General features: G+C 66.0%; 32 protein-coding genes and 1 pseudogene. 13 read left to right on the forward strand and 20 right to left on the reverse strand.

The features are described 5' to 3' along the window. The first annotated feature begins 9 nt into the window (after nucleotides 1–9). Nucleotides 10–645 carry a guanylate kinase gene (gene gmk / locus GRI89_RS01430; RefSeq protein ID WP_159791495.1) on the forward strand — a complete coding sequence of 212 codons (636 nt, stop codon included), beginning with the start codon at nucleotides 10–12 and terminating at the stop codon, nucleotides 643–645. Here gmk and GRI89_RS01435 read toward each other — a convergent pair whose 3' ends face one another. Then, the gene (locus GRI89_RS01435) at nucleotides 646–2829 is read right to left on the reverse strand and encodes a S8 family peptidase (RefSeq protein WP_159791496.1); all 2184 of its coding nucleotides are present in this window, start codon (nucleotides 2827–2829) and stop codon (nucleotides 646–648) included. It lies immediately after the preceding gene. Nucleotides 2830–3236: 407 nt separating this feature from the next. Here GRI89_RS01435 and dapD point away from each other — a divergent pair, with 407 nt between their 5' ends. Both dapD and GRI89_RS17750 read left to right on the forward strand, forming a co-directional pair. Then, nucleotides 3237–4076, forward strand: coding sequence for a 2,3,4,5-tetrahydropyridine-2,6-dicarboxylate N-succinyltransferase (gene dapD, locus GRI89_RS01440; RefSeq protein WP_159791497.1), 840 nt, complete (start codon nucleotides 3237–3239; stop codon nucleotides 4074–4076). 79 nt (nucleotides 4077–4155) lie between these two features. Further along, nucleotides 4156–4311, forward strand: a complete 156-nt coding sequence (locus tag GRI89_RS17750; protein ID WP_201290841.1) for a hypothetical protein — start codon at nucleotides 4156–4158, stop codon at nucleotides 4309–4311. A gap of 25 nt (nucleotides 4312–4336) precedes the next feature. On the opposite strand, the gene GRI89_RS01445 is transcribed toward GRI89_RS17750, so the two are convergent. After that, nucleotides 4337–5590 (reverse strand): dipeptidase, encoded by a 1254-nt coding sequence (locus GRI89_RS01445; protein ID WP_159791498.1) that lies wholly within the window; start codon nucleotides 5588–5590, stop codon nucleotides 4337–4339. Then, a complete protein-coding gene (locus GRI89_RS01450) occupies nucleotides 5587–6330 on the reverse strand; it encodes a DUF72 domain-containing protein (RefSeq protein WP_159791499.1) in 744 nt (247 codons plus the stop codon). Before GRI89_RS01450 ends, GRI89_RS01445 begins: the two co-directional genes overlap by 4 nt. Before the next feature lie 72 nt (nucleotides 6331–6402). On the opposite strand from GRI89_RS01450, the gene GRI89_RS01455 reads away from it, so the two are divergent. Both GRI89_RS01455 and GRI89_RS01460 read left to right on the forward strand, forming a co-directional pair. Beyond that, nucleotides 6403–6693, forward strand: a complete 291-nt coding sequence (locus GRI89_RS01455; RefSeq protein WP_159791500.1) for a DUF427 domain-containing protein — start codon at nucleotides 6403–6405, stop codon at nucleotides 6691–6693. Between the two features lie 68 nt (nucleotides 6694–6761). After that, nucleotides 6762–7220, forward strand: a complete 459-nt coding sequence (locus GRI89_RS01460; protein WP_328598023.1) for a cupin domain-containing protein — start codon at nucleotides 6762–6764, stop codon at nucleotides 7218–7220. Nucleotides 7221–7232: 12 nt separating this feature from the next. On the opposite strand, the gene GRI89_RS18215 is transcribed toward GRI89_RS01460, so the two are convergent. Continuing rightward, nucleotides 7233–8729: a tetratricopeptide repeat-containing sulfotransferase family protein gene (locus tag GRI89_RS18215; protein WP_159791501.1), complete on the reverse strand. Its 1497-nt coding sequence runs from the start codon at nucleotides 8727–8729 to the stop codon at nucleotides 7233–7235. Between the two features lie 231 nt (nucleotides 8730–8960). Here GRI89_RS18215 and GRI89_RS01470 point away from each other — a divergent pair, with 231 nt between their 5' ends. After that, on the forward strand, nucleotides 8961–9248 hold the full coding sequence (locus tag GRI89_RS01470; RefSeq protein ID WP_159791502.1) for a hypothetical protein: 288 nt from the start codon (nucleotides 8961–8963) through the stop codon (nucleotides 9246–9248). A 38-nt stretch (nucleotides 9249–9286) separates the two neighbouring features. On the opposite strand, the gene GRI89_RS01475 is transcribed toward GRI89_RS01470, so the two are convergent. The 5 genes from GRI89_RS01475 to GRI89_RS01495 form a co-directional block, all read right to left on the reverse strand. Continuing rightward, on the reverse strand, nucleotides 9287–10549 hold the full coding sequence (locus GRI89_RS01475; RefSeq protein ID WP_159791503.1) for a gallate dioxygenase: 1263 nt from the start codon (nucleotides 10547–10549) through the stop codon (nucleotides 9287–9289). A 208-nt stretch (nucleotides 10550–10757) separates the two neighbouring features. After that, nucleotides 10758–11006 carry an SWIB/MDM2 domain-containing protein gene (locus GRI89_RS01480; protein WP_159791504.1) on the reverse strand — a complete coding sequence of 83 codons (249 nt, stop codon included), beginning with the start codon at nucleotides 11004–11006 and terminating at the stop codon, nucleotides 10758–10760. Nucleotides 11007–11044: 38 nt separating this feature from the next. Then, nucleotides 11045–11656 (reverse strand): YbhB/YbcL family Raf kinase inhibitor-like protein, encoded by a 612-nt coding sequence (locus GRI89_RS01485; RefSeq protein ID WP_159791505.1) that lies wholly within the window; start codon nucleotides 11654–11656, stop codon nucleotides 11045–11047. A 112-nt stretch (nucleotides 11657–11768) separates the two neighbouring features. After that, entirely contained in the window at nucleotides 11769–12404 is a 636-nt protein-coding gene (locus GRI89_RS01490; RefSeq protein WP_159791506.1) for a hypothetical protein, read from the reverse strand. A gap of 33 nt (nucleotides 12405–12437) precedes the next feature. Beyond that, nucleotides 12438–13298 carry a cupin-like domain-containing protein gene (locus GRI89_RS01495; protein ID WP_159791507.1) on the reverse strand — a complete coding sequence of 287 codons (861 nt, stop codon included), beginning with the start codon at nucleotides 13296–13298 and terminating at the stop codon, nucleotides 12438–12440. 139 nt (nucleotides 13299–13437) lie between these two features. On the opposite strand from GRI89_RS01495, the gene GRI89_RS01500 reads away from it, so the two are divergent. Next, a complete protein-coding gene (locus GRI89_RS01500; RefSeq protein WP_159791508.1) occupies nucleotides 13438–13767 on the forward strand; it encodes a DUF962 domain-containing protein in 330 nt (109 codons plus the stop codon). On the opposite strand, the gene GRI89_RS01505 is transcribed toward GRI89_RS01500, so the two are convergent. Both GRI89_RS01505 and GRI89_RS01510 read right to left on the reverse strand, forming a co-directional pair. After that, the gene (locus GRI89_RS01505; RefSeq protein ID WP_159791552.1) at nucleotides 13764–14501 is read right to left on the reverse strand and encodes a DODA-type extradiol aromatic ring-opening family dioxygenase; all 738 of its coding nucleotides are present in this window, start codon (nucleotides 14499–14501) and stop codon (nucleotides 13764–13766) included. The two genes, GRI89_RS01500 and GRI89_RS01505, sit on opposite strands and share 4 nt — an antisense overlap. Nucleotides 14502–14566: 65 nt before the next feature. Further along, the gene (locus GRI89_RS01510; RefSeq protein WP_159791509.1) at nucleotides 14567–15037 is read right to left on the reverse strand and encodes a COG3650 family protein; all 471 of its coding nucleotides are present in this window, start codon (nucleotides 15035–15037) and stop codon (nucleotides 14567–14569) included. A 102-nt stretch (nucleotides 15038–15139) separates the two neighbouring features. On the opposite strand from GRI89_RS01510, the gene GRI89_RS01515 reads away from it, so the two are divergent. The 5 genes from GRI89_RS01515 (at nucleotide 15140) to GRI89_RS01535 (ending at nucleotide 19464) form a co-directional block, all read left to right on the forward strand. Then, nucleotides 15140–15586: a hypothetical protein gene (locus tag GRI89_RS01515; protein WP_159791510.1), complete on the forward strand. Its 447-nt coding sequence runs from the start codon at nucleotides 15140–15142 to the stop codon at nucleotides 15584–15586. Nucleotides 15587–15734: 148 nt separating this feature from the next. Further along, nucleotides 15735–16472: a SpoIIAA family protein gene (locus tag GRI89_RS01520; protein ID WP_159791511.1), complete on the forward strand. Its 738-nt coding sequence runs from the start codon at nucleotides 15735–15737 to the stop codon at nucleotides 16470–16472. A gap of 69 nt (nucleotides 16473–16541) precedes the next feature. Then, nucleotides 16542–17645, forward strand: a complete 1104-nt coding sequence (locus tag GRI89_RS01525) for a potassium channel family protein (RefSeq protein ID WP_159791512.1) — start codon at nucleotides 16542–16544, stop codon at nucleotides 17643–17645. 20 nt (nucleotides 17646–17665) lie between these two features. Next, nucleotides 17666–18181: a cupin domain-containing protein gene (locus GRI89_RS01530; RefSeq protein ID WP_159791513.1), complete on the forward strand. Its 516-nt coding sequence runs from the start codon at nucleotides 17666–17668 to the stop codon at nucleotides 18179–18181. A gap of 32 nt (nucleotides 18182–18213) precedes the next feature. Beyond that, nucleotides 18214–19464: a murein L,D-transpeptidase catalytic domain-containing protein gene (locus GRI89_RS01535; RefSeq protein WP_159791514.1), complete on the forward strand. Its 1251-nt coding sequence runs from the start codon at nucleotides 18214–18216 to the stop codon at nucleotides 19462–19464. Between the two features lie 116 nt (nucleotides 19465–19580). Here GRI89_RS01535 and GRI89_RS01540 read toward each other — a convergent pair whose 3' ends face one another. The 4 genes from GRI89_RS01540 to GRI89_RS01555 form a co-directional block, all read right to left on the reverse strand. Beyond that, nucleotides 19581–19877: a LysR family transcriptional regulator gene (locus GRI89_RS01540; RefSeq protein WP_159791515.1), complete on the reverse strand. Its 297-nt coding sequence runs from the start codon at nucleotides 19875–19877 to the stop codon at nucleotides 19581–19583. 112 nt (nucleotides 19878–19989) lie between these two features. Next, a complete protein-coding gene (locus GRI89_RS01545; protein WP_201290842.1) occupies nucleotides 19990–20256 on the reverse strand; it encodes a hypothetical protein in 267 nt (88 codons plus the stop codon). Nucleotides 20257–20338: 82 nt separating this feature from the next. Further along, entirely contained in the window at nucleotides 20339–20551 is a 213-nt protein-coding gene (locus GRI89_RS01550; RefSeq protein WP_159791516.1) for a cold-shock protein, read from the reverse strand. Nucleotides 20552–20862: 311 nt separating this feature from the next. Beyond that, complete coding sequence (locus GRI89_RS01555) at nucleotides 20863–21126, reverse strand: hypothetical protein (RefSeq protein ID WP_159791517.1); 264 nt, start codon at nucleotides 21124–21126, stop codon at nucleotides 20863–20865. A 269-nt stretch (nucleotides 21127–21395) separates the two neighbouring features. Here GRI89_RS01555 and GRI89_RS18150 point away from each other — a divergent pair, with 269 nt between their 5' ends. Beyond that, complete coding sequence (locus tag GRI89_RS18150; RefSeq protein ID WP_268891714.1) at nucleotides 21396–21530, forward strand: hypothetical protein; 135 nt, start codon at nucleotides 21396–21398, stop codon at nucleotides 21528–21530. Here the strand turns inward: GRI89_RS18150 and GRI89_RS17755 are convergent. The 5 genes and pseudogenes from GRI89_RS17755 to GRI89_RS18340 form a co-directional block, all read right to left on the reverse strand. Beyond that, entirely contained in the window at nucleotides 21527–21700 is a 174-nt protein-coding gene (locus tag GRI89_RS17755) for a hypothetical protein (protein ID WP_201290843.1), read from the reverse strand. The genes GRI89_RS18150 and GRI89_RS17755 overlap by 4 nt on opposite strands. Nucleotides 21701–21947: 247 nt before the next feature. Further along, entirely contained in the window at nucleotides 21948–22451 is a 504-nt protein-coding gene (locus GRI89_RS01560; protein ID WP_201290844.1) for a hypothetical protein, read from the reverse strand. An 87-nt stretch (nucleotides 22452–22538) separates the two neighbouring features. Continuing rightward, nucleotides 22539–23192 carry a LysM peptidoglycan-binding domain-containing protein gene (locus tag GRI89_RS01565; RefSeq protein WP_159791518.1) on the reverse strand — a complete coding sequence of 218 codons (654 nt, stop codon included), beginning with the start codon at nucleotides 23190–23192 and terminating at the stop codon, nucleotides 22539–22541. Nucleotides 23193–23488: 296 nt separating this feature from the next. Further along, nucleotides 23489–24826: a ferritin-like domain-containing protein gene (locus GRI89_RS01570; RefSeq protein WP_159791519.1), complete on the reverse strand. Its 1338-nt coding sequence runs from the start codon at nucleotides 24824–24826 to the stop codon at nucleotides 23489–23491. A gap of 163 nt (nucleotides 24827–24989) precedes the next feature. Beyond that, nucleotides 24990–25173, reverse strand: a pseudogene (locus GRI89_RS18340) (hypothetical protein); the annotation flags it as partial. Between the last annotated feature and the right edge of the window lie 24 nt (nucleotides 25174–25197).

Raw genomic sequence — 25197 nt, forward strand, 5'->3', positions numbered from 1 at the left:
ACAGCGCGCATGGCCGGTTCCCCTTCGCTCAAACGCCGCGGACTGATGTTCGTCCTGTCCTCGCCCTCGGGGGCGGGCAAGACGACGATCTCGCACATGCTGCTCGAGGCCGATCCGGACATCCGCCTGTCGGTTTCCGCCACCACCCGGCCCATGCGCCCGGGCGAGACCGACGGGGTCGACTACCACTTCCTGAGCGACGCCGAATTCGACCGGATGATCGAGGAAGACGGGTTCTACGAATGGGCCCAGGTCTTTGGGCACCGCTACGGCACGCCCAAGGGGCAGATCCGCGCAGCGCTGAAGGAAGGGAAGGATTTCCTCTTCGACATCGACTGGCAGGGCACCCAGCAGCTTTACCAGAAGGACCGGCAGGACGTGGTCAGTGTCTTCATCCTGCCGCCCAGCCTCGAGGAGCTGCACCGCCGCCTGTCAGGCCGCGCCACCGACAGCGCCGAGGTGATCGAGAGCCGCATGGCGCGGGCCCGCGACGAAATCAGCCATTGGGCAGAATACGAGTACGTCGTGATCAACGACGACAAGGACACCTGCTTCACCAAGGTGCGCGAGATCCTCGATGCCGAGCGCATGGAACGCACGCGGCAGACCGGGCTGATCGACTTCGTCCGCGACCTAACGCGCTGATCAGAACTTCGACGACCAGCTCAGCGCGACGCCCTTGTCGTCGGGCAGGCTGGCGAAGTGCCCCGGCTGGCGGCGGTAGAACAGGCTCGCCGATCCGAACCCGCTGAGGAACGGTCCCGACCATGCCAGCTCGCCGGTCAGCTCGCGCCCCTGCGGGGTGAGCGAGAGCGCATGGATGCCATAGGTCGGGCTCAACGTCTCGTAGCTGTAGTCAACCGGCAGCGAGAGGTTGAGCCCGCCGTTTTCGACCCGCATCGGCTGCGAAAGCCGCAAGCCCAGCGTATCGCTACCCGCGAACACCCCGGCCCGCACCAGGTCGAGCGACCAGGCCCGGCTGGCCAGCTTCGAGCCGCCCGCGACGGCACCCGAAACGTGCGCCCGGGTCCAGCCCTGCCGCAGCGCGCCGCCGAGCCGCCAGCCGTCGGCGAACGACCAGCCGGCCTGCGCGTCGAGGAACAGGGTTTCGGCCCCGGTGAGCCCGAAGGCGTCGTGGAACTTGGCCCCGAGCAGGGTCTCGTCCTCGCGCATCCAGGTCAGGCCGAGCGCGGTGTCGAGCGCGCCGAAGCGGCGGTCGAGCGCGAGGCCGAAATCGTGCACCCGGCCGCGATAGCGCTGGCCGTGCTGCTCGGAGGCAAGGCGGACGAAGCTCGCCGACAGGGCATCGCCGCGGTCGGCGCTGACTGTCAGGCCCCACGCGCCGAACTGCCGGCGCAGCGCCAGCGCGGTATCGACCGACTGGTAGAGACCGGAATCGTCCGCCGCGTCGCCGGCGATAAGGAAGGCGGGCCGCTGCTGCCCCTGCAGGTGCGCGACGAGCCCGTCGCGCCCTTGCGAGAAGGCGAAGCCGACCTGCGTTTTCGGCGAAATCTTCAGCGCCACCTGTCCGGCGAGGACGCGCGCGGTTTCGGCGTCCTCGCCGGCGAGGCTGAGCTGGCGGATGCGCGGTGCCTCTCCGGCCTTGCCACGGGCATCGATGCTGAAGGCCACGCTCAGCTGCTCGCTAACGCCCGACACGCTGCGCCGTTGCACGCCGACCGCGCCGTGAAGCGGCTCGCGCGGCCGCGCGGCGGCCAGCGTCCCGGCAAGATCGACCCCGAAGGCGCGGCGGTATTCGTCGAGCACGACCGACTGCAGCCTGGCCGCCACCACCGCGTCGCCCATCGCCGGCGAGGTGGATCCGCTTGTGTCGGCCAGCGCAATCGGCGTGGTCCCGCCCGCCAGGCTCGTCGTGCCGATCGGCTGGAACGCCTTGGCGATATCGAGGATGCCGCGGCCGTAGATGCTGTCGGCCCCGGCATCGCCGGCGTCGAAGGCAGACCGCAAGAGGATATCGACGATCTCCTTGCCGGTCAGCGCGGGGAACGCCTGCGCCAACAAGGCCGCCGCTCCGGCAATCTGCGGGGCGGAGTAGCTCGTGCCGGAGAACAGGTAGGCATAGCCCTCGTCGTCGACGTAGAGAGTGCCGTTGTCGTAAACGCAGCAGATCGTTTCGCCGCGCGCCGCCAGGAAATGATCAGGCTGCGAGCCGGCGCGGTCGCTGAAATCGGAAATCACCCCGTTCACGTCGACCGAACCGGCGACGATTACCCCACCGCTCCCGGCGATATCGAGGCTCGCGGCAAAGGAATCGATCTGGGCAGAACCATCATTGCCGGCGGCGACGACGACCACTGCACCTGAGGCCACCGCGTCGCGGACGGAATTCTTCAGCAGGTTGTTCGGCGGCCCACCGCCGAGCGACAGGTTGATGACCTTGGCCCCGTTGGCGACAGCATAGTTTATCGCATCGGCGACGGTATCGTCGTCGAAGGCGCAATCGTCGTCCGAATTGGGATCGTCGGACAAACAGGTTCCAACATTATCGGCGCGGAGCGCGAGGATCGTGGCGTTCCAGGCGATGCCGAGCATACCGGTGTTGTCGCGCGCAGCCGCGGCGACCATGGCCACGTTGGTGCCGTGATCGTCGGTCGCATTGAGCCCGCGGCCGCTGCTGGCATCGAACATGTCACGCGACCTGGGAGAAATGCGTCCCGCGAACTCCGGACTATCCACGTCGATCCCTGTGTCGACGATGGCGATGCTGACCCCCTGCCCGTTCCAGCCGAGGTTCCACGCGGTGGCGGCGTTGTGCTGCAACGGGCCGTCCGATTCGCGAAATTCGGTGGTGTTGAACCGTGACGGCACCGGAGCTGGCGTGGGACTGGCACCCGGAGTCGGAGTCGGCGTGGGAGTCGGTACCGGTGTCGGTGAAGGTGTCGGCGACGGAGATGGTGCTGGCGTCGGGGCAGGAGTGCTGTGAACACCACCGCCGCCACCACACGCCGCGAGCATCGCAACCGCCCCCATGGCCATGCCGAGACTCAGGCTGCGGCGGAAGCTGATCAAACCCGACATGTGCAACTTTCAGTCTACGCCTCGGTGGCCGGCGCTGTGAATTCCCATTGGTCCCCCCATCACAATTCTTGGGACCGCCTGCCTTGCTCCGACACGATACCAAGGTTACCGGCAATACGTCAGTCCGCTTGAACAGGCGGTTAATTCGGTGCGCCTGAAAGCTGTTACAAAAAGCACACGATTACAAGGAACGTTCAATGTCCGAAGCGCTTGAAGCCGTCATTGAGGCAGCATGGGAGGCACGCGCCTCCGTAACGCCGGGCAGCGACGACGTGCGCGAGGCGGTCGAGGCGGCGCTCGAACTGCTCGACAGCGGCCAGGCCCGCGTCGCCGAACCGGACGGTGCCGGCGGCTGGAAGGTCAACCAGTGGCTCAAGAAGGCGGTGCTGCTGTCCTTCCGGCTCAACGACAACATGGTGATGGAGCACGCGGCGGCCGGTGCCGCGGCCTATGACAAGGTTCCGAACAAGTTCGCCGGCTGGGGCGAGAACCGATTCCGCGAGGCCGGATTCCGCGTCGTTCCCGGCGCGGTCGCCCGGCGCGGCAGCTTCATCGGCAAGGGCGTCGTCCTGATGCCGAGCTTCGTCAACATCGGCGCCTACGTCGATGAAGGCACGATGGTCGATACCTGGGCCACGGTCGGCTCGTGCGCGCAGATCGGCAAGAACGTGCACATTTCGGGCGGCGCCGGCATCGGCGGCGTGCTCGAACCGCTGCAGGCCGGACCGGTGGTGATCGAGGACGGCGCCTTCATCGGTGCGCGTTCGGAAGTGGCCGAGGGCGTGCGCGTCGGACAGGGTGCGGTGCTATCGATGGGCATCTACCTCGGCGCTTCGACCAAGATCGTCAACCGCGCGACCGGCGAAATCCATGTCGGCGCGGTCCCGCCCTATGCCGTGGTCGTGCCGGGCGCGATGCCCGGAAAGCCGCTGCCCGACGGCAGCCCCGGCCCCTCGCTGTACTGCGCCGTCATCGTCAAGACGGTCGACGCCCAGACCCGCGCCAAGACCGGGATCAACGAGCTGCTGCGCGACTGACTTCCCGGCGGAACGATTCCCCCGTGCGTCCGTTGATTTTCGGCGTCTGCCGGGGATCCGGCACGGCCGGGAGAGTGACATGCGCAAGGAAGGCGAAGAAGCCCATTTCGAAACCGACGAGGCCCGCGGCGCCACGTCGCCCAATATCGTTCGCTGGGTCCTCGCGATCAGCCTGCTGGCGGCAATAGTGCTGCTCTCGGCGATCTGGATCTTCGGGGCTTACAACACGAACTGACGGGTCGGAGGGGCTACGATCCCGCCTACTTGACCGGCCGCTCGATCGGCGGATCGCCGCGATGCGCGGCGGCATAGGCTTCCACCGCCTTCATCACCCGCATCATGTTGCCGCTCGAAATCTTTTCGAGGTCGGCCTTCGAGTAGCCGCGCCGCGCGAGTTCGGCGAAGAGCTTGGGATAGCCCGAGACGTCCTCCATCCCGACCGGGAAGGCGTACCACCCGTCGTAGTCGCCGCCGACGCCGATGTGGTCGATCCCGGCCACCGCGCGGATATGGTCGACGTGGTCGGCCAGCTCCGAGACGGTGACCGCCACCGGGGGATGGTCCTTGAGCCAGACCTGCAGCCTCTCTGCAACCTTGCCCGGCTGGCCCTGCCACAGCCATTCGAGCCGCGCCTTCTCCGCCGCCTGCTCGGCGAGCCATGAGCGGCGCCCTTCGCTGATGAAATCGGCCACCCCGGTGACCATGACGATACCGCCGTTGTCCTTGAGCGTTGCCAGCACGTCGTCCGGGACGTTGCGCGATTCGTCGGTCAGGGCGGCGGTGTTGGAGTGGCTGAACATGACCGGCGCCCGCGCCACTTCCAGCGCATCGCGCATGGTGTCGGCGCTGACGTGCGAGAGGTCGACGACCATCCCGAGCCGGTTCATCTCGCGCACCACGTCGCGCCCGAAATCGGTCAGCCCGCCATGGACGGGCTTGTCGTCGGCGCTGTCGGCCCATGGCGTGTTCTTGTAGTGCGTCAGCGTCATGTAGCGCGCGCCGAGCGCGTACATCTGCCGCAGCGCGCCGAGGCTCGAGCCGATCGAGTGCCCGCCCTCGATGCCCATCAGCGAGGCGACCTTGCCCTGTCTGAATGCCGCCGCGACATCGGCGGACGAGGTCGCCAGCATCATCCGGTCCGGATACTTCGCCACCAGCCGCTTGAGCACGTCGATCTGTTCGAGCGTTTCGAGCACCGCCTGTGGCTCCGCCAGGTCGGCCGACACGTAGATCGACCAGAACTGCGCGCCGAGGTGTCCCTGCGCCATGCGCTTGAAGTCCGTGTTCATCGCGCTGGTCCCGCCGGTGCGCGGGTCCGGCTCGTGCGTGGTGTCGTTGAAGTCGAACCCGGCCAGCACGTTCCCGCGCCGGTTGCGCAGCCCCTCGGGCACGTCGTTGTGCCCGTCCCACACCGGCGCCTCGCGCAATGCTGCCTCGGCCGTCTGTTCAGGCGTCTGGGCGGCAAGCGGAACAGAGGTAAGAAGAACTGCAAGAGGCAGGATCAAGCGCTTCATCGTCGTCCTTTCAGCAAGTCGGCGAGCGCCATCGCGGCGGCCGGGGCGCGTTCCTTGGCGCCGTTGATCATGAAGGCGAAGACATCGCCGTCCGCCCAGCCTTCGCACAGGCGCTTCAGCCGCTCGAGGTCCTCGGGTGGGTAGCCGGTCGGGCAGTCCGGGCTCATTCCCTGCATGCGCAGGTAGGCGAAGTCCGCCGTCCGTTCGGCGACGGGAGTCCGCTTGGACGTTTCCGAATAGACCACGGCGATGTCGTGCCGGCGCGCCAGCTCGACGAATTCGTCACAGGCGAAGCTCTCGTGACCGACCTCGATGGCATGGCGCAGGGCCACGCCTTCGTAGTTCGCCGGGAGCATCTCGAAGAATGCCGCAAGGTCGTCGGGATCGAACTGCTTGGTGGCGCGCAGCTGCCAGCAAATCGGACCCAGCATGTCTCCAAGTTCGACGATGCCCTGCGCCATAAACCGGCCGAGCGCCTCCTCGGCCGTGGCAAGGACCTTGCGGTTGGTAACGTAGTTCGATCCCTTGAGCGCGAAGACGAACCCTTCGGGCGCCTGCTCGCGCCAGCTTCGAAACGTCTCGGGCTTCTGCAGCCGGTAGAAGGTGCCGTTGACCTCGATTGCCGCGACCGCACGCGAGGCGTATTCCAGTTCGCGCTTCTGCGAGAGACCCTTGGGAAAGAACGTCCCGCCGCGCCAGTCGGCATAGTTCCACCCGCCGATGCCGGTCCGGATCGTCATGCACGGCACCCTAACCGGAACCAGCGGAAGTTTCGCAAGGTTTTTCGCCGGACAAGCGCAAAGGAGACCCGCATGACTATCGAAGCGAGCTGGAACGGCAAGGTCATCGCCCGCAGCGACGATACCGTGGTGGTCGAGGGCAATCACTACTTCCCGCGGGCCGACGTCGATATGGCTCTACTGGCGGACAGTGCGACGACCACGGTTTGCCCGTGGAAGGGAACGGCGCACTACTTTTCGATCGACCTCGGCGAGGCGCGCAATGCCGATGCCGCATGGTATTACCCCGACCCCAAGCCCGCAGCGGACGAGATCCGCGACCGCATCGCGTTCTGGAAGGGCGTCACGGTCGCGGAAATCTAGGCCCGCAAGCACGTTGACGAAGCCGCCGCCAATGGACAGCCTGCGAGCGGACCAATGGGAGGTGGATAGTGAAGGCATCGCAGATCTCACCAGGCTCGGCGCGTGACCTGATCGAGAAGCTGAAGCTCACTCCCCATCCTGAGGGCGGCTGGTTCCGAGAGACCTGGCGCGCCGATGCCGCCGAGGACGAGCGAGCATCGGCAACAGCAATCTACTTCCTGCTCGAAAGCCACGAGCGCAGCCACTGGCACAAGGTCGACGCCGCCGAGGCCTGGCTTTGGCACGCCGGAGACCCGCTGTTGCTCTCGCTGGCCGAGACCGACGCCGGGCCGGTGCACGAAGTCCGTCTCGGACCCGACGTGCTGGCCGGCGATGCCCCGCAGCACGTCATCCCGCCGCACGAATGGCAGGCCGCCGAGCCGCTGCCCGGCGAGCACGGCTTCACGCTGGTCTCGTGCATGGTCTCCCCGGCGTTCGAATTCGCCGGCTTCACCCTCGCCCCACCGGTGTGGCAACCGGGCGAATAATGCCGGGACGGTCTATGTCATTAGGCCGGCGTATGCCTCTTCGAACGGTTCGAGGAACGATCGGTAGGGTTGCGCCGATCCGATACCCTTCCGGTTGATCGGAACGCGGACCTGCATCGCGCTCGCGGTCGTTACCACGCGGCCGTTCTGGTGCGGGGCATAGGGTCCGGGCTCATCGGCCAGGGCGCAATGAGACAGGATTGTCCGCACCCATAGGTCGGGGTTCGTCGCCAGCCCCTCGAAGGGGACAACCAGCAGCCTGTCGCCGAGCACGTCCTGCCAGAAGCCCAAAAGGCGGTCTTCGAGGCGGAAATTGTAGCCTATGTCCCCGAGATCGTTGCTCCAGCGAATGCCGCCCATGAAGCTGGTGCGAAAGCACGACCAGGCGCAGTCAAGCGGATCGCGCTTGAGCCAGATCAGCGGTGCCTCGGGCAGCACCGCGGCGGCCAGCCCGAGCTTGCGGCTGGCGTCGGTCGTCTTGTCGACGATCCGGCCGGGCCGCGGAAAGCGCTCACCGACCAGGTGCGACCACAAGCGGGCCAGCGACGACGGCCCGTCCTTGACAGCAAGTCGTTCAAGCGCCGGATAGGAGGCATCGCCGACCTCGTGCACCAGCAGGCGCAGGAGATCGATCTCGCCTCCATCGCAAACCTCGCTGTGGCTGGTCAGGATCTGTTCGACCAGAGTCGTGCCCGAGCGCGGCTGGCCCATGACGAAAATCGTCCGGTCGGTCGGCTCGCCGCCTTGCGCGGCCATCGCGGCGATCCGCCCGGAATTGTAGCCGGTCACCGCGTCTTTCGCGATGTTGAAGTCGAGCTGGCGGTCATAGGGAAAGAGTGCCTTCGTCTCGGTCGCTGCGCGCATGGCGACGGCGAAGGCTCCGGCATGATCGCCGATATCGGCGCGGGCCTTGCTGAGCGCATAGTAGTACAAGGCGCGGTCCTTGCCCGGGGCGGCTTGCATAGCCGGCTCTGCAGACATCAGCTTGTCCGCGAGCTCAGCGTCGTGGGCAAAGTCGGCAACCTGCGAAATCGAGTGCCAGGCCGATCCCGAATTCGGTCTTTCGGCAATGGCCTTGCGTAGCCATTCGCGCGCTTCATCGACCTCCCCGACGTTGATCGCAGAGGCCCCGCGCGTGATGGCATAGGAGAACGGGTCCGGTTCGGTGGGCGGGATCGAACGCAGCACGGCAAGCGCTTCGTCGTATGCGCCGAGGCGGGCAAGAACGCCGACCGTTTTCATCAGGGCAGCGGGACTGCCGCCGAAGTGAGACTGGTAGAGATGCGCGGCATCGCGCGCGAGCCGCGGCTCGCCGAGGTCGACCGCCATCAGGGCAAGGTCCAGCCACTGGTCCGTCATCGGCGCGCGCAGCGACACGAGGCCCGACAGGTGCGCCGCGATGTCGCCGCGGTTTCGCCGTTGCAGCGCGCGCTGCAACCCGTCGACATGCCGAAGCGCTGCCGCGTCTTCGCGCCCCGAGGCGCCCCTCTCGCCGGGAGGTAATGTCACGGAGTCAGCAACATGGTTTATCCGGCCGACCCTAGACCGGGCAGGCTGGCGGACTTCAAATGCAAAAATGTCGTAAATTGTCTCGCCGAGCCCACTTGCCTGTCACCCTTGGTCGGGGCATGCTCTGCATCGAGGTAAGGGAGTGGCTGGAGCGACGCCGGAAAACGGTGCGGATCGGCCAATTGAGGTTCGAACGGTCATTGGCCGAACGAGTCTCGACTGGGGGCTTGAATGGTTTCGTTTCGAATCCAAGCGCACTTGTTGCGCCGGTGGATTTCAGCCGATCCGAAGAACACCGTCGAAGCGGAAGCTTTGGCAGCCGAAGAACCGAAGTCCGGCGCGACTGTAACCATGGGCGATTCCGAAGGTCGCGACGCGGAACTCAGGCGCGCAATCGAGATCGCCCGCGAGGCAGGCCTTGAAAACTACCGCGTGGAAATGTCTGCCGACGGCACGGTTACGATCAGCGTCGGGCCAACGAGAGACAGCGACGAGCTTCCTCCGGCCGAGGATCGATAGACGGGCACAGACGCAATTGCGCCGGGATTCCCTGCCTATCAGTCTTCCTTGCCGGCGACGCCGTAGTTGATCTGCGCATTGCGGGTCTTCTGGAATTCGGGGACGGTCATCCCCTTCATCGCGGCATAGATGTCGATGTTGCCGATGCCGGTCACAGCCCCGAGCTTTTCGAGCATGAAGAAGATCACGCCGTAGTGGATCATGCCGATCCAGTCGCGACGGCGGACAAGGTCCTTCTCTTCTTCGGTCAGCCCGCCCTTTACGTAGGCGGCTTCCTCGTCCTCGCGGAACAGCTTGCGCATGCCGGGCTCGGTCAGCGAGTGGAGGAAGTGGTTGAGGCGGAAGCCCTTGACGCTGCGTTCGATGGTGAAGGGATAGGTCCCCGCCATCTCCTCGGCGCCAACATAGTCGTGATCGGCGCGTTCGCGGGTCCTGGCCGGGTCTTCGACCGGGCCTTCGTGGCCCTTTTCCTCGAAGATCATCGTCGCGATCGGACACATCGAGGGCAGGAAGTAGGTCTTGTGCGTGCACTCGACCTCGGCCGCGAGCGCACCGCGCATCATCAGCCACATGACCACCTCGGCGCCTTCCCAGCCGCCCAGCCTGGCCAGTTCGGCCACGGTCATGTCGAGCAGGCCTTCGGGATCCTTCTCGAGCCGCTCCATGAACTCCATGTCCCATTCGGGATTGTTGAAGCCGCAGCCCTCGCCATGGACCTGGTGGCTGAGGCCGCCGGTGCCGGCGATCGCAACCTTGATGTCTTCAGGGTACGAAAGGATCGCCTGGCGCAGGCTCTTGCCGAACTTATAGAAACGCCGCGCGCTCGGCAGCGGCACGGTCAGCACGCCGCAAACGATCGGCAGCAGCTTGCAGGCCCATCCGTCCTGCTCGTTGTAGTCGACCATGACCGAAAGCGGACTGAAGGCGCCGTGGTCGAGGCCCTTGCCCTGGAAATAGGACAGGTCGAATTCGTTGGCGACCATGACCCGGGCGACATGCTCAGCGAACTTCGGATCGCCCTTGATCGCCGGGATGTCGCGCGGGCCGCCACCTTCATCGGCCGCCTTGAATTCCTCGCCCACACCCAGCGCGAAGTGGCTGTAATGGTCGAAGAACGAGGTCATGTGATCGTTGTAGATATAGACCAGCACGTCGGGCTGCTTCTCGCGGAACCACTCCTGCACCGGCTCATAGCCTTCGAAGATCGGCTTCCACACCGGATCGTCGAACTTTTTCGCGTCCTTGGCGAAGGCGATGGTGGGAGTGTGCGACGTGGCGACGCCGCCGACGATGGTTGCCATGACAGTGACCTCTCGATGCAGTGCGGAGCCGTAAACCGGCCTGCAGCTTTATCTATATGATGCCACGTGGGGTCGCATTGCGACAAGTCAATTTTCCGCGTGCGCGAAAACTTCGTATATCCGAAAAAAGAGAACGGGCGGAGATGCCAGCCGCATCCCCGCCCGTCCCTTTGATCCGGTCGCGAGGCCTTGCGCCTCGCTCTCCCGCTTAGCTGAGGTGCTTGGAGACCGCAGCCGTCATCTTGAACATCGAGATCTGGCCAGTGCCGATCACCGCGCCGAGAGCGGCGTCGGGATTGATCATGCGCTTGTCGGTGCTGTCCTGCAGACCGTTCTTCTTGATGTGTTCCCAAACCTTGCTCGTCACCTGGGCGCGGGTCATCGGACCTTTGCCGATGACAGCCTCGAGCTGCGGCGACAGGGTTACGGGCTTCTGAAGTGCGTTGTTCTTGGCCATCGGCCTATCCTTTCAGGTTATGATTCGGTGGTGGTTGCTTAGTCCATTTCATCCGTATCGTCCCATTGGCTCCCCCATTCTTCCCCATTTTCTTGAGCTTGGTATTTTGCCGTAAGGACTGCGGCCGCGACGACGTGATCCTTCATCTCGATCATCAGGTCGACTCGCGAGGCACCGGGCATCAGCGGAACGCCGGTATCGAGAGCGAAAAGCTGGAACACGTACTCGTGCTCGGTGTCGCCTTCGGGCACGTTGGGCAGCAACCATTCGGAATTCTGGTGCGAGTTCTTGCCGACGCGCGGCGGGGTCTCGCCTTCGAGCAGCTTGCCCTGCTGGGCGCGCAGGCCCCAGACGAGCCAGTGACAGGCGGTCTCCGCACCCGGCGCATCGGGGTCCTCGACGATCAGCACTAGTTCCTGTGCGCCCGCGGGCGGCGCGGTCCATTCGAGCGGCGGGGCGACGGCGTCTTCCTCGTCGGCGGTGAAGCAGGGGTCGAGTTCCTCGCCGTTCTTGAAGGCCGGCGACTTGAGCGAAAAGCCGCCCTTCCCGATCAACCCTTCACGGGCCAGGCGGGCGACCGCCAGCCGCGCGTGCCCGTCGTGCGGGTCTTCGAAAATATCTTCCAGCCACTCGGGTACGTCCGAAGTCATGATTTCTCCTGATTTACGGATGAGCCTAGGCACGCTCGGCGTGCATCGCAACTGGGGGTGGCCCAAGTTATCCTCCGTTCACCACAGGGCGACGCAGGCGAGATGCAGGGATTCAGCCCGGCTCGATCATCCGCAGGTCGGCGAGCATGCGTTCGAGATGGCCACGTCCGAGCTTGCTCCAGACATTATATGTACATTCCTGCCCCTCGATGCGCACGTAGGCGAGCGAGTCGACCCCGTGCCCGCCGGGATTGCCCTCGGGATAGGCCGCCGCACCTTCCATGCCGTAACCGGCGAAGGCCGGCTGCCGCAGTTGGCCGAGGTCCTGGAAGTAGGGCCATTGGACTTGCAACCGCGAGCGCTGCGTTTCGGCATCGAGGGCGTCATCCGGAATCAGACCGGTCCCCGCGATGCCGTATGCGCTTCGGCGGCCGGGAAGGTCGAAGGCCACCGACCAGCCTCCGGAGAAATCGGCGACCCGCGGTACTCCATCGCTGCCCTCGCCCGGCACGAAGCCGACCGGGGCGCACTTGTCCTTGTTCTCCGCCTTGGCCCACTGCTCGAGAATCAGGTCGCGGCCTTCGACGGCGACCGGTTCGACCGTCGGTTGCGGTTCGGGCGATGAAACATCCGTCGCCGGAGTGGGTTGGCCGCTCGGGCTGGCGGCTGGTTGCTCGGCCGATTTCTCCGGCCCGCAGGATGCGAGGGCCAGTAGCGCTGCCAGGGCGAAAGTCTTCTGATGAATCATGCCGTCCCGACGCTTGGCCGCCGCGGCGGTTCCTCAGGCAGCGCCGATCATCCGTTCGAGCTTGCTCAGCGCACGGTGCGAGTACGATTTCGCCCGGTTGCCCTGCGGGTAGAGCCGCGGAGAGGCGGGGCGCAGTCCGATCTGGCGCAGACGGCGGTTGAAGCGGCAAGCGTCGGCGTGATGGCAGCTCCATTCGCTACGCCAGGTGATCGACAGCGAAACCGAGACCTCGTCGTGCACCACGACGTGGTGGGGGGCGAGGATCGGAACATAGATCGCCTCGCCCGGCCTGATCGAGATCGGCTTGCCGCGAACCGCCCAGTCGTCCTGCCACGGCAAGTTGCGCGGGCCGCCGGCGAAGTACTGTTCGAAGAACGGGTCGCCGATGATGTCCGGATCGGCGGTCGGGAAGATCGTCATCGTCTTGGAGCCGCGCGCCTGGAACAGGATATTGTATTCCGGATCGAAGTGAAGCGGCGTCACGGCGTTTGGGCTGGAGACGAAGATGAAGCCCTCGAAACGGAACATCTCGCCGGTCTTGGGCGCGACCAGCGGTTCGATTTCCGACAGCACGTCGCGCATCAGTTGGGCGTAGGCCGGGTCCTGCTCGATGTACTTTAGCAGCACCCACGATCCGCATTCTCCGATCCGCTCGATCGTCTCGCGCACGCCGAGGCCATTGGACGGCGTCTCGTCGTTTCGGATGCCCATCTTCAGGTCGACCGCGGCGTTGTGTTCGAGTGTTTCGGGACGAAGCCGTTCGGCAAGGCCGACGAGCGCGTCGAGTTCGAGCAGCGGGTGCTGCGCGATGGTGTGGGTCAGGTGCTGCGGGGCGAGCGGATAGGCCGAAGCGAAGTCGGCGAGCGCGCTCTCGGTGAAGGCATGCTGGTGCATGCGCGGGCAATTACTCTTCGCAAGGTAAACGGAAAATAACCCGCGCCGGCCGGGTTATCCGCCTGTCCCCAAGCGGGACATTTCCGCCCCGCCGTCGCGCGATTGACTATGCCGTCCACGAGATGCAGCATCCGGGCCAATGGGACGCGAATACACCAGCTTTACGGCATTCTGGCCGTTCTACCTCAGCGAGCACTCGCGCCCGCAAACCCGCGCGCTGCACTATGTCGGGACGACGCTGGTGGTCCTGCTGACGCTCTTTGCGCTCTTCACCATGCACCTGTGGTGGCTCGTAGCGCTCCCCGTCGCGGGCTACTTCTTCGCCTGGGTCGGGCACTTCGGCGTCGAGAAGAACCGCCCGGCGACGTTCACCTACCCCTTGTGGAGCCTGATGGCGGACTTCCGCATGTGGTGGCTGTGGCTGACTGGGCGGCTCGGCCCGGAACTTGAGCGCGCCGGGGTCCGCTAGGCGAAGCGGAAGCCCGAAACCGCCGCGGCCAGCACTTCCTCGCCGAAATCGTGCGTGCCCGGTTCTTCCGAAGCCCCCGCGGCGACCATCATCGGAAGCAGGTGTTCGGAGCGGGGATGGCATAGCTGGGCGTAGGGCGCCTGCTGCCAGTGGGATAGCAGGTCGCTGCGCCCGCCCCCGCCATGCGCTGCGGCGTCGACCAGCCACCGATCGAACTCGGCTGCCGGCGCAGTGACCCCCGGATTGCCGTAGGCGCGCAGGTTGTGAAAGCTCATGCCCGAGCCGAGCACCAGCACACCCTCGTCGCGCAACGGCGCCAGCGCGCGCCCGGCTGCAAGGTGCAGCGCGGGATCGAGCGAATGGTGCAGGCTCAGCTGGACGACCGGCACGTTAGCTTCGGGCCAGGCGACCGCCAGCGGCACGAATACCCCGTGATCGAATCCACGCAGCGTCTCGCGAGCGGTCGGTAGGCCCGCTTCGCTCAGAAGGCTTTCGGTTCGCTCCGCCAGCCACGGCGCGCCAGGCGCGGGCCACTGGATCTGGTAGGTGTTCGGCGGAAAGCCGTAGTAATCGTAGAGCAGTCCCGGATGCGCTTCCCCCACCGTGACAGTGAAGGCCGGCGCTTCCCAGTGGCCCGAGACGATCAGGATCGCCCGCGGCGGCTCAGGCAGGGTTTCCGGCAGGCGTTCGAGGTAGGCTTCGAGCCCGCGCCACATCGGACGCATCTCGCGCATCCACGGCCACGGACCACCACCGTGGGGAATGAAGAGGGCGGGCTGGCGCACGCCGAGAGCCGTACTCACTGCTCCTGCGCTCCGGAAGGCGACCGTTTGGCCGTATAGGCGCAGCCGGTACGAATCTGGCCCTCAACCTCCATCGTGGCGTTGAAGGGGTAGGTCCGGTCGCTCATCCCGTCGCTGCAATCGCCCGGCGTGATGCCGAGCGTGAACGGCATGGCCTTGTACTCGCCGGAGTACGAGAGGCCGCCGCGGCCACCGAAGCGCTGGACGGCGATCGTCGCGCCCTCCGGGTCCTCAGGCGTCGTGTAGGTCAGCGTATCGCCGGTCACCTCGCCGCCCCAGAACGGCTCCGTCCCGGTGAACTTGACCGTCTCGTCGGCGGCGATGCCGTCATAAGGTGCATTGTCGCCGAGATCGCCCGGCGCTGTACTCCCTGCCGCTGCCGTGCTTTCGTTGGCAGCATCCGATCCGCCGCAAGCGGCGAGCAAGACGGCGGGGACGAGGATTGCGAATAATCTGAGCTGGGTCATGGCCGGTACCTAGGATGCCCGGGGCGCTTCGCAAAGAGGGGCAATCGGAACCACGCTTGGCGGTACGCATTTGACCTGCAGACGGGGCAAAGGGAGTCGCACGTGATCAAGCCCCTCTACGCCTTCGCCGCGGTCGTTCCCGCCGGAATGCTGCTTGGTCTCGCCGGAGGAAAGGCCTCGCAACCGGAGATGCAGTTCCACCGGGAGCAGCCCTGGCCACAATCGGTCGTCGAGCATGGCAGCCGCATCGAACCCTACCGGCCGATATACGAATCCGGACCTCAGGACCTGACACCGCGAGCGGTCAGCTATCGCCCGGACCTCGATTACAGCGCCGAGGCCATTCCACCTCAGGAGGCGGTGGAACATGCCGATACATCCGGGCCGCCCGCCGCGAACTCTGGCGAGGCGGAGGTTACAGTCCAGGTCGGCACCAGTATAGAAGTCGCGGCCGAGAGGGCCGAGGCCGCGGTCGACGATGCGGTGGAGGCGGCACAGGGCGACGCCGTGATCAGGCACGTTCCACCGGCCGAGACGCAAACCTACTGACTCCAGACCATGTTTCCATCTCGGCGCGAGGTAAGTGCCCGACAGGACGTGCCGGTGGCGCGCCCGGCACGTTGCGCGTTCTTTGACAGTGCCGACGAGCGATGCGTAATATCCCGCTGGGCTTGGAGAGAGCTGAAAGGAACGGGCGATGATCGAAATCGACCTGTCGGATCCCGATATCGTGACGTTGCGGCCCAAGGGCCGGCTGAGCGAGGAGGACTTCGACAATCTCGCCAAGACCATCGATGCGCGCATCCATGAGACCGACAAGGTTCCGAACCTCGTGATCCGGGTGGACAGCCTGCCGCACTGGGACAGTGTCGGTGCGCTGGCGCGCCACTTTCACTTCGTGCAGGTCCACCAGAAGGTGGTGCGCAAGGTCGCCATCGTCGGCGACTCCCCGCTGCTCGCATTTGCCCCCGAGATCGCCGACCACTTCGTCGCCGCCCGGATCAGGCGCTTCCCCGCCGCCAAGCTTGCCGAGGCGCAGAGCTGGGCACGCGCCGAGACCGACGACCCTGGTCACTTCGAGGAAATCGACGGCTTTCCCGGCGACGTTATCGCCCTGCGCGCGGTCGGCGTGATCACCGGCGACGACTATCGCGACACCCTGGTGCCGCTTATCGAGGAGCGGCTCAGGACCCATGAGAAGCTGAAGTGCCTGATCGTGCTGGGCGAGGAATATGCGACCTACACCGGCGACGCAGCCTGGGCCGACATGCGCCTGGGGCTCAGCCACTGGAACACCTTTACCCGTGTTGCCCTGGTCACCGACATTGGCTGGGTGGCCAAGGCATCGCGGCTGTTCTCCCCGGTCATACCGCTGGAGATCGAGGTGTTCGGACTCAACGCACTCGACGAGGCCAGGAGCTGGATCACGCGCTAGCCGCTCGACAAGCGCGGCACGGCATAGCACAGTCTCGCCCGGAACCGGCGCCAGGGGGCACGTTCGCAAATGGACAGGGCGGAAGCTGCTGCAGAGCAACTGTTCGAAGGTGCGCTCGGTTCGCCGCTGCGCAACCTTGCCGCCGCGCTGACCTTCGTCATCACCGTCTGGTTCATCGCCACGCTCGGCTTCGTAGCCGCCGGGTGGACCGTGTCGGATGCGTTCTACATGGTCACGCTGACAATCTTTTCGGTCGGCTACGGCGAAGTCCACCCGCTCGATACGCCGTGGCTGAGGTTGCTCGACATCGGCACGATCATCCTCGGCTGCACCGGCATGATCGTGCTCACCGGTGCGCTGGTCCAGGCCTTCGCCCACTACCAGGTCACCCGCCTTCTGGGATTGAATCGCATGCATCACGAAATCGAGAGACTGGCCGGCCACACCATCATCTGCGGGCTCGGCCGGATCGGCCGCCAGCTCGCTGCGCAACTGCACGCGGCGAAGAGCCCGTTCGTCGTCATCGAGCGCGACGCTGACAAGGTCGCCGAAGCGCGCACGCTCGGCTACCTCGCCATCCAGGCCGACGCCGCCGAGGAAGAAGCGCTGAAGGAAGCCGGCATCGACCGCGCCCGGGTGCTCGCCAGCGTGCTGCCCAACGATGCCGCCAACGTCTTCATTACCCTCTCCGCGCGCAGCCTCAACGCCGGCGTCGAGATCATCGCCCGCGGCGAGGCGCCGACGACCGAGAACAAGCTGATCCACGCCGGGGCGAGCAAGGTGGTCATGCCCACCCATATCGGCGCCGAGCACATCGCCGAACAGATCCTCTACCCGCATACCGACCGCCTGCTCGACGGTTCGCCCCGTCTGCAGGAGCTGCGCCGCAACCTCGAAGAGTTCGGGCTCGAGATCGAAGTCGCCACCGCCGCACCGGGCGGCGCGTTGACCGGGAGGACCGTGGCCGAGGCCGAAACGCGCGGCGGCGGGGCGTTTTTCGTCGTGCAGATCGACCGCCCCAACGGCGCTGTCTTCCCGCACCCGCCCGGAGACTTCACCATTGAGACCGCCGACCGCGTGGTGCTGGTCCTGCGAGGAGACAAGGTCGCGGCCGGAACGATCTTCGCTGCCCCCGCCGAGCCGGTGCGGGTCGGGCGAAATCGCATCCGCTGAACATTACCAAGGAGAGGACGATGGCAGTCACACCGCCCCGGGTGGTCACCGGCCACGATGCCGATGGCAAGTCGGTGATCCTGTCGGACGGCCTGCCGCCGCAGGAGCACCCGATGCACGGGGCCGGGGTTGGCGCGGACTTCCTCGAGATCTGGTCCAGCGCCGAGGCAGTGCCGAGCCTGACCAGCACCCCCGATGCCGAGCCGAGCCTGCGCCCCTTCACCATCATGCCGCCGACCGGGCACCTCATCCGCATGATCGAACTCTGTCCTCCTTCGATGGGCGGGCGCCGCACGGTGATGCATCGGACCAGGACCCTCGACTACGCCGTAGTGCTCGAGGGCGAAGTGGTATTAGTCCTAGACGACAGCGTGACTGTCCTTGGACCCGGCGCTATCGTGGTCCAGCGCGGCACCGACCACGCCTGGGAAAACCGCAGCGATGCGGTGACCCGCATGGCCTTCTTCCACATTGCCGCCGAGTTCTCTGACGAGTTGCTGGCGAAGCTGCCGCAGCCGCTCGACCTGATGGAGTAACGGCCGGGGCAGCGGCAAGGGGAGAAGGTACGATGGCACAGGGACATGCGGCGACCGCAGCCGCCGGAGCGGTCGGGTTCGATTGCAACACACGGCTGACCGCCGCCAAGGCGCAGGCGTTCAAGGCTGCCGGCTTCAAGTACGCGGTGCGCTACGTCTCGCGCCTCGCGACCAACGGCACCAGCGACATCAATTCCGCCGAGCTCAAGGCCCTGCTCGATGCCGGGCTCGCGGTCATGCCCGTCCAGCACGTCGCCGCGTCCGGCTGGAAGCCCGATGCCGCGCTCGGCAAGTCCTATGGCGAGAACGCCGCCAAGCATATCGCCGCCGCCGGTTTCCCCACCGGGACCACCGCGTGGCTCGACCTCGAGGAGGTGAGCAGCAGCTCTGCGCCCGACGACGTGATCGCCTACTGCAACGCCTGGAGCGTTGCGGTGAGCGCGGCGGGTTACCAGCCCGGCATCTATGTCGGGGTCAATCCCGGCCTGACCCCGAAGCAGCTCTACTGGAAGCTGAAGTTCAAGCGCTACTGGAAGTCGGGCAGCAACGTGCCCCCGATCTCCGAGCGCGGCTGGTGCATGGTGCAGACGATCCTGCCGCACGACGTCGTCGCCGGCATCGAGATCGACCGCGACGTCATCCACCCCGACGCGTTCGGCGACCTGCCGACCTGGGCAGCGCCGGACGTGGTGGCGGCCGCCCTCGCCCCGCCGGCCGTCACCGTGGCCAACGACCGCGTGCAGACCTTGCGAGCCCTCGCCGCGGCGGCGGGCGTCTCGGGGCCGATGGAGCGGCTGCTCGCCTATCGGTCCCAGCATGCCCCGGCTGCCAACCCGCGCTACTGGGCAGTGGTCAACTTCGACTTGCACTCTGCCAAGAAGCGGATGTTCGTGTTCGACGCGGTGGGCAACACCACCAAGTCGTATCTCTGCGCCCACGGCAAGGGATCGGAAGGCCCGACCGACGACGGGATGGCGGACGTGTTCTCCAACGTCGACGGCTCGAACTGCTCGGCGCTCGGCGTGTACCGCTGCGCCGAGACCTACTTCGGAGTGCACGGCCGGTCGTTGCGGCTCGACGGGCTGGAACCGACCAACTCCAACGCCCGCCACCGCGCCATCGTCATCCACGGCGCCGACTACGTCTCGCCCCAGGTCATCCAGTCCACCGGACGGATCGGGCGCAGCCTCGGCTGTCCGGCGGTCGAGAACGGTGTTGCCCCCGCAGTGATCGATGCGCTGGAGAACGGCTCCTTCCTGATCCTCTCGAAGAACGGCACCTGACGCCGCCCTGTTGACACCTGACACACGATGTCGGGCTCTCCCGGCCAAAACCGTCGCCTTGCGGGCCAAAACCGTCGCCTTGCGGCCGAAAGCGTCACCTTGGCGCGCGAAAAGCGTCACCTTGCCGCCCCGCCTCGGGACCGCCCACGAGCCTTGCGCCGCGCCTTTCCGGAAGCGAGCGCGCGGGGCCAGTGCTCGGCGAACAGGCGGCTGCGAGACTTGAGCCGATAGGCCGACTGCCGCGTCATCCCCACGCTGCGCGCCGCCTCGGCCACCTTGCCGCATTGGGCCAGCGCGGTGAGGAAGGCGTGCGCCTTCCCCGGCGTCCAGCGATAGTCGTCGTGCGAGCGCCGGGCGGTCGGGGAACGGGCGGGCGGCTCCAAGGCGGGCGGAATGTTGTCCGGATCGGTCATCCGGCAGGATAAGCCACAAACGGGCGCCTGTAGGAAAGTGATTTCGCGCCGGCCCCGCGTGAGGGCAGCGACAGTTCAGGAATTGCAGGAAGAGGCGGCCGGACCGCGCTCGTCAGTCGCCGCTGTCGTAGCTGGCTTCGTAGGCCGCGCGGCGGGCCTTGCGTTCGGCTTCCTCGGCTGCTTCCAGCTCGCGGCGCACGGCGCGGTCCGCTTCGGCCTGCTTGCGATCGACCAGCACCTTGCGCGCCTGGTCGGCGAGCGCGCGCCAGGACTTTTCGGCGCGCAGGTTGCGGTCGCGCACGTTGTCGAGCGTCGCGTTCTCGGCCTCGGCGGCGGCCTTCTTCGCCTGCTCGTCGTAGAACTCGAATGTCCCGCTCATCGGTGGAATTCCTTGGTCTGCACGCGGCAAATTCCTCCCCCGCGCCCGCATGCAGGGGGCGCGGGGGAGTAACGCAGCTGGATCAGTCGGCAGCCGACAGGTTGATCGCGCTTGCCTTGCCGTTGCGGCCCATCTCGACATCATAGTTGAGACGCTGGTCCTTGTTCAGCGTGTCCATGCCGGCCGACTGGACGGCGGAGATGTGGACGAAGCTGTCGGCCGAGCCGTCATCCGGCTGGATGAAGCCGTAGCCCTTGTCGGTGTTGAAGAATTTTACGGTGCCAATCTTGGCCATGGTCCGTTCCTTTCAAGAACGTTGGTAATGCCAACGCGCAAGATTGCGCGCCGGGTCGTGCGTCAAATCGTCCGATGAAAGGAAGTCGTCGTCTGGTTTGCGCCGGGGCTGTGAAACAGCAAGCGGCGGTCGTCAAAAGCCGAAGTCCGTCGCATATTTCGACGTCAGCGCGGATCTATTAGCACGGCTGGCGTGATTTACCTAACGATTGCGTGAGAGTGCTGGTTCGATTGAGTGCTGGTGGACGATTTGGGCCGGTGCAATTTCGTTCGGCACCGGGGCATCTTCGCCATAGCGGGCCGACCACTTGCTCACAGGCCATCGGTCTCCGGGGGAGCTCGCCCATTGCTGTCCGGTCCCGGCCGAGGAGGCTCGACGTGCCTTGCGGCCAGGACGATCGTTGCCCCGTTTGGCCAAGCATTCCTGGGCAGGCCAAGGGTCAGCTGCAGGTCCCTGATGCGCCCCGCATATATCCTGGCGATTGCGAGATACACGTCACGGTCGCCACGTTCGACCGAACCGTCGGCCGCCATGATGGCGAGCTGGTGCCTGCGTAGCAGTTCATTGAGGTCCATCCAGCGTTCCCTCACAAGGAGTGCAGGCGGCCGGGATCGGCAGCGGCTGCAGCTAGGAGGCGAAAGAGAAGGAAGCGGCGCCATTGTATCGGACGCCCGGGACCGTCGGTTGCGACTGGTAGCCGGTCCCCAGATGGGGAGTGCGGCGCCCATCCGCAATGGGCACGGGCCGGATATATATTCATGCCCCCGGGGGCGAATTGACGGGCTATTGCCGGCCATAGGGCCTAGGCCCGGCGCGGGGCATCCCGTCCCGACTGGAAATGATCATGGCCAAGGGCCAGAAACGTTCGAACCGCGAAGTGCGCAAGCCGAAAGCGGAAAAGCCGCCCAAGCAGAATGCCAGCCAGCCCAGCCTCAAGGCCGGCGGGATCAAGGGGCTGGAGAACATGAAGAACCACTAGGGCTCCAGCCCGCCCCGCCCCTTCTGCCGCGCCTCCTGCGCCGCAATGGCATCGTCGAGCTCGGCAATCCGCCGCCGCTCGGGTGTGTCCTTGGCCAGCCCCTTGAGCCGGCACGTCGCCCACAGCGACTTGCGCTCCGAATGCAGCGCCTTGAGATAAAGATCGGCCATCGCGGGGGAGTTCCTTCCGGTGGCCGATATGCGCGCGGCGGAGGAAGATGGCTAGAGGGGGTGGCAAGCGTGGCGTCGGGGGAGCGGCAGGACTTGTTGAATTCAGTGACCCCGTCCCACCTCCGTCACCCTGGACCTGCTCCGGGGCTGGGCCTTTCTTCGGGCGCAGCGTCGAACCAAAGCCTGATCCCGGAACAAGTCCGGGATGACAATCTGGTGCCCCGCCCCGATCATGCGCTGCGGCGGTTCACAGCGCGGGCGCTCCCACGGCGGGCCGCCCCTTCCACACCGTGACCCAGCCGGTGTAGGCGACCGCCGCCAGCAGCACCGTCTGCGCGCCGAGGACCGGCGGCTCGTTGCCGAGCGGCGCGAGGGCGTTAAGCGCCGGGATCTTCTGGAAGCTCTGCACGATCAGCACGATCATGTTGAGCCACTGGGCGATGAGCGCGGTGAGCATGTAGGTGCCATGCCAGCGCCCGGCGAGCTTGCGGCCGTAGAGTGCGTAGAGCGCCACCGCGAGCAGCACGAGCGAGATCACCCCGAAGATGAACGGCGGCCCGATCGGCTTGGGCGGGAAAAGGAAGCCGGTGGCGCTGGTCAGCACGGTGAACAGCAGGAAGACGCCGTTCGCCAACCTCAGCCAGCTCCCCCGGATGGCCCCGGCGAAGAACACCACCCCGGCGAGGATGCCGACCAGGCTGATGGCAACGTGGAGCTGCGTGAATTGTGCAAGCGGCAAACCGAGCATCATGGCCAACCCTCCCAGCCACGGCGGAAGGTCACACGATACCCGGCTTGGGCCCGAATGCGAGTCCGAATGCGTGGGTGGTTGGCGGCCCTAGTCGTAGATTTGCAGGTGCAGGTGGTTGTCGTGCCCGCCCAGCGGCCGGCACAGGCCTTCGTCGATCAGCACTGGATCGTTGAAGAAGAACTTGGCGTTGGGCTGCTCGGCCTTCACCAGCATCATGAGCTTCTGGGTCTTCAGCCGGTCGTACTCGGCGGACTTCCAGGTGGCCGGCAGGTTCTTGCCGTCCTTGCGCAAGGGGCGGATGTCGACCTCGCGGCCGCTGACGTGCCCCTTGTGCGGCGGGAACTTCGTCCCGTTCTTGTGGCTCATGTCGCCGAATGCGATCGGGACCGTCTCGCTCTGCGACCACTTCTTCGCCATGTCTTTCAGCGCGGCGACGAAGCCCTCGGTGCCGAAGCGGTCGGATCCTGCGGCGTCGTCGGGGTTGTAGATGACGAAGCCCGGACCCGAGACCGGCAGCTGCGTGGTGATCGGAGCCACCTTGCCGGCGCTGGTCACCGGCTTGGTGAGATCGGGGTGGTCCGGCTCGGTATCGGCGGGAAGCTTGAGCACCTGCCCGGGGTGGATCACGTCCGCGCTGACGAGCGCGTTGAGCGCCTTGAGCGCCTGCCAGGTCGTGCCGAAACGCAGGGCGATCTTGCCGAGCGTGTCGTCGCGCTGGACGGTATAGGTCGGATTGGCCATTCCCCTTCTCCCCGTGACGCGGGCCCGGGCAATCGAGGTCCGCTCCACCGGGGAGACGCCCCCCTGCCTTCACTCCGCAAGTTAAGGATGCGGAGTTATATTCTGGAATCGAGGCGCAGGAATACAATTTCGGCTAAACTGGTGCGATTTATTCAATTCCGCCGGTCTTCAGGCACTGTATCTTGCGCCGCCACCAATCGTTCTGCCGAACAATAGATGGTATCCATCGTGCTCGCGGTCGCCTTGTCCGATGCACGGCTCGCGGCCGATTTCCTCGTAGACGCGGCTCGCAGGCGTCACGCCCCCATGAGGTCGATGACGCCCTCCGCAGTGTTATGGGCATAGCGCGCGGGCAGCAGTCCTTCGATGGTCCTTGCGAACCCCTGTGCCTCCCTCGCCAATGCCACGATGACCATGCGGCTCTGCTCCTTGCCCGCACCAGGCGCATAGCCCATGCTCAGCGTGTCGAACGGAATCCCGGCGCCATGCCGCGGCAATTCGGCCGCGAGCGGCCACAGCCCGGTCATCATCTGCGTTACGGACAGGTTCGACGCGTCCTTGTCGGCGTGGCGATAGCCGTAATCGAGCAGGCACAGCGAAAGCCAGTAATGGAGATTGCTCAGCCAAGCGATCGCCTGCGCGTCGTCCGAGGCGATCTGGTTGGGATGGCCGACGAAGGCGGTGGGATTGCGCGGCAGCGGATGGGCCGGATAGGCCTCGTGCTCCGGCGGGATGTCCCACACATTGGCGACGCCGGAATCGGCAAAGGCCGGGTGACGCCCTTCGTGGACGCTGCGGAACAACTCGAAATGATCGTGTTCGCCCTCGTGCATGATCTCAGCAAGGTCGGCCTGCCATTTCTCGACTTCGGCGGGTGTCAGGGGAAATCCCGGCCGGCCGGAGGCTTCCGCCAGCAGGTCGAGAACGTTCTGGTAGAGGCTGCCGACGTGATTGGGCCGGTCGAGGCCGCCGATATCGCTCAGCACCTGGCGGCGGAACTTCTCGTCCTCCGGCGCGCGTTCACGGCCTTCCGCGAAGACCGCGGCCGATCCCTCGCAGAAGGCGTATTTCGCCGCCGAGGCGCGGCTCAGCGGCTCGAGCCCGAAGGGGAAGGGGTAGATGTCCGGCTCGTAGGGAAAATCCTGCCGGTTGAGATGCGGGCAACTGCCGAGCGCCACCAGCAGGCGATTGACCGCCCCCAGATGCTGCATTTCCTGGATCGCCACGCCGAGCAGGTTGGTTGCGGTCGGGGCGCCGAAGCCGACCAGCTGCCGATAGCGGTCCTTCACCGAGAACGCGCAATAGAGATACTGCAGCATCAGCCCGTGCTCGATCTCGGCACCCTCGCGCAACAGGCGCAGGAGCTCGAGATAGGGATCGGCAAAATCGCGCACGATGATCCCGGCCCGATGCTTGCCGGGGGTTATCGCCCCCATGTTCGCGGAAACGGAATTCGCCGGATCGCCCTCGCCCGGCACCGCCGCCCTGGCGCTGCCGAACGCAGCCAGCGCGACCGGCGCCGCGACGCCATGCGCCATCGCGCCGCGCAGGAACGACCGGCGGCCATGGTCCGGAATCAAATCGATCAGCCGGGATCCGCCGCGCACGCCGGCGATCCGCCCCTCGTCCCTCATATCCCCCCTTCGGCACCGCCTGGTGCCCGATCTCCCCGTCAGCCCGGACAATGCGCATCCGTTTTGACAGCGTCAACCTAGGCGAGGTTGTGGGGGTGAAAGTCTCCATTCCCGCGAGATCAGCGCCCCGGCGGGGTCGTTGGTCCAGGGGGGCAAAACCGTGGTCGTCGGCGTCTTCGGCGGCGATGAAGGTGTCGGGCGCGCTGTTCTGCCGCGCCGCGAAGCCCCTCACCTCCTGCATGATCTTCATCGAACAGAAGTTGTCCTCGCTGAGCTCGTTCGCGTCAACCGCTATGCGGTTTCGGCCCGGGCTCGCACATCGAGCAAAAGTGATCCGACTTGGCGCCCCCGTTCGACACTCTCTCGCCCGG

The organism is Croceibacterium salegens (assembly GCF_009827435.1).
GTDB classification, from domain to species: domain Bacteria; phylum Pseudomonadota; class Alphaproteobacteria; order Sphingomonadales; family Sphingomonadaceae; genus Croceibacterium_B; species Croceibacterium_B salegens.

What these genes read in the sequence shown, in the direction of transcription:
- GRI89_RS01565 (WP_159791518.1), bottom strand. Translation starts at nt 23,192, where the DNA reads ATGGCCAATCCGACCTATACCGTCCAGCGCGACGACACGCTCGGCAAG.
- GRI89_RS01540 (WP_159791515.1), bottom strand. Translation starts at nt 19,877, where the DNA reads ATGACCGATCCGGACAACATTCCGCCCGCCTTGGAGCCGCCCGCCCGT.
- GRI89_RS01480 (WP_159791504.1), bottom strand. Translation starts at nt 11,006, where the DNA reads ATGGCCAAGAACAACGCACTTCAGAAGCCCGTAACCCTGTCGCCGCAG.
- GRI89_RS17755 (WP_201290843.1), bottom strand. Translation starts at nt 21,700, where the DNA reads ATGGCCGATCTTTATCTCAAGGCGCTGCATTCGGAGCGCAAGTCGCTG.
- GRI89_RS01470 (WP_159791502.1), top strand. Translation starts at nt 8,961, where the DNA reads ATGGTTTCGTTTCGAATCCAAGCGCACTTGTTGCGCCGGTGGATTTCA.
- GRI89_RS01570 (WP_159791519.1), bottom strand. Translation starts at nt 24,826, where the DNA reads ATGAGGGACGAGGGGCGGATCGCCGGCGTGCGCGGCGGATCCCGGCTG.
- GRI89_RS01530 (WP_159791513.1), top strand. Translation starts at nt 17,666, where the DNA reads ATGGCAGTCACACCGCCCCGGGTGGTCACCGGCCACGATGCCGATGGC.
- GRI89_RS01445 (WP_159791498.1), bottom strand. Translation starts at nt 5,590, where the DNA reads ATGAAGCGCTTGATCCTGCCTCTTGCAGTTCTTCTTACCTCTGTTCCG.
- GRI89_RS01500 (WP_159791508.1), top strand. Translation starts at nt 13,438, where the DNA reads ATGGGACGCGAATACACCAGCTTTACGGCATTCTGGCCGTTCTACCTC.
- GRI89_RS01560 (WP_201290844.1), bottom strand. Translation starts at nt 22,451, where the DNA reads ATGATGCTCGGTTTGCCGCTTGCACAATTCACGCAGCTCCACGTTGCC.
- GRI89_RS01455 (WP_159791500.1), top strand. Translation starts at nt 6,403, where the DNA reads ATGACTATCGAAGCGAGCTGGAACGGCAAGGTCATCGCCCGCAGCGAC.
- GRI89_RS01475 (WP_159791503.1), bottom strand. Translation starts at nt 10,549, where the DNA reads ATGGCAACCATCGTCGGCGGCGTCGCCACGTCGCACACTCCCACCATC.
- GRI89_RS01555 (WP_159791517.1), bottom strand. Translation starts at nt 21,126, where the DNA reads ATGGACCTCAATGAACTGCTACGCAGGCACCAGCTCGCCATCATGGCG.
- GRI89_RS01520 (WP_159791511.1), top strand. Translation starts at nt 15,735, where the DNA reads ATGATCGAAATCGACCTGTCGGATCCCGATATCGTGACGTTGCGGCCC.
- GRI89_RS01450 (WP_159791499.1), bottom strand. Translation starts at nt 6,330, where the DNA reads ATGACGATCCGGACCGGCATCGGCGGGTGGAACTATGCCGACTGGCGC.
- GRI89_RS01485 (WP_159791505.1), bottom strand. Translation starts at nt 11,656, where the DNA reads ATGACTTCGGACGTACCCGAGTGGCTGGAAGATATTTTCGAAGACCCG.
- GRI89_RS01535 (WP_159791514.1), top strand. Translation starts at nt 18,214, where the DNA reads ATGGCACAGGGACATGCGGCGACCGCAGCCGCCGGAGCGGTCGGGTTC.
- GRI89_RS01505 (WP_159791552.1), bottom strand. Translation starts at nt 14,501, where the DNA reads ATGCGCGAGATGCGTCCGATGTGGCGCGGGCTCGAAGCCTACCTCGAA.
- GRI89_RS01525 (WP_159791512.1), top strand. Translation starts at nt 16,542, where the DNA reads ATGGACAGGGCGGAAGCTGCTGCAGAGCAACTGTTCGAAGGTGCGCTC.
- gmk (WP_159791495.1), top strand. Translation starts at nt 10, where the DNA reads ATGGCCGGTTCCCCTTCGCTCAAACGCCGCGGACTGATGTTCGTCCTG.
- GRI89_RS01545 (WP_201290842.1), bottom strand. Translation starts at nt 20,256, where the DNA reads ATGAGCGGGACATTCGAGTTCTACGACGAGCAGGCGAAGAAGGCCGCC.
- GRI89_RS01495 (WP_159791507.1), bottom strand. Translation starts at nt 13,298, where the DNA reads ATGCACCAGCATGCCTTCACCGAGAGCGCGCTCGCCGACTTCGCTTCG.
- GRI89_RS01510 (WP_159791509.1), bottom strand. Translation starts at nt 15,037, where the DNA reads ATGACCCAGCTCAGATTATTCGCAATCCTCGTCCCCGCCGTCTTGCTC.
- GRI89_RS18150 (WP_268891714.1), top strand. Translation starts at nt 21,396, where the DNA reads ATGGCCAAGGGCCAGAAACGTTCGAACCGCGAAGTGCGCAAGCCGAAA.
- GRI89_RS01550 (WP_159791516.1), bottom strand. Translation starts at nt 20,551, where the DNA reads ATGGCCAAGATTGGCACCGTAAAATTCTTCAACACCGACAAGGGCTAC.
- GRI89_RS17750 (WP_201290841.1), top strand. Translation starts at nt 4,156, where the DNA reads ATGCGCAAGGAAGGCGAAGAAGCCCATTTCGAAACCGACGAGGCCCGC.
- dapD (WP_159791497.1), top strand. Translation starts at nt 3,237, where the DNA reads ATGTCCGAAGCGCTTGAAGCCGTCATTGAGGCAGCATGGGAGGCACGC.
- GRI89_RS01490 (WP_159791506.1), bottom strand. Translation starts at nt 12,404, where the DNA reads ATGATTCATCAGAAGACTTTCGCCCTGGCAGCGCTACTGGCCCTCGCA.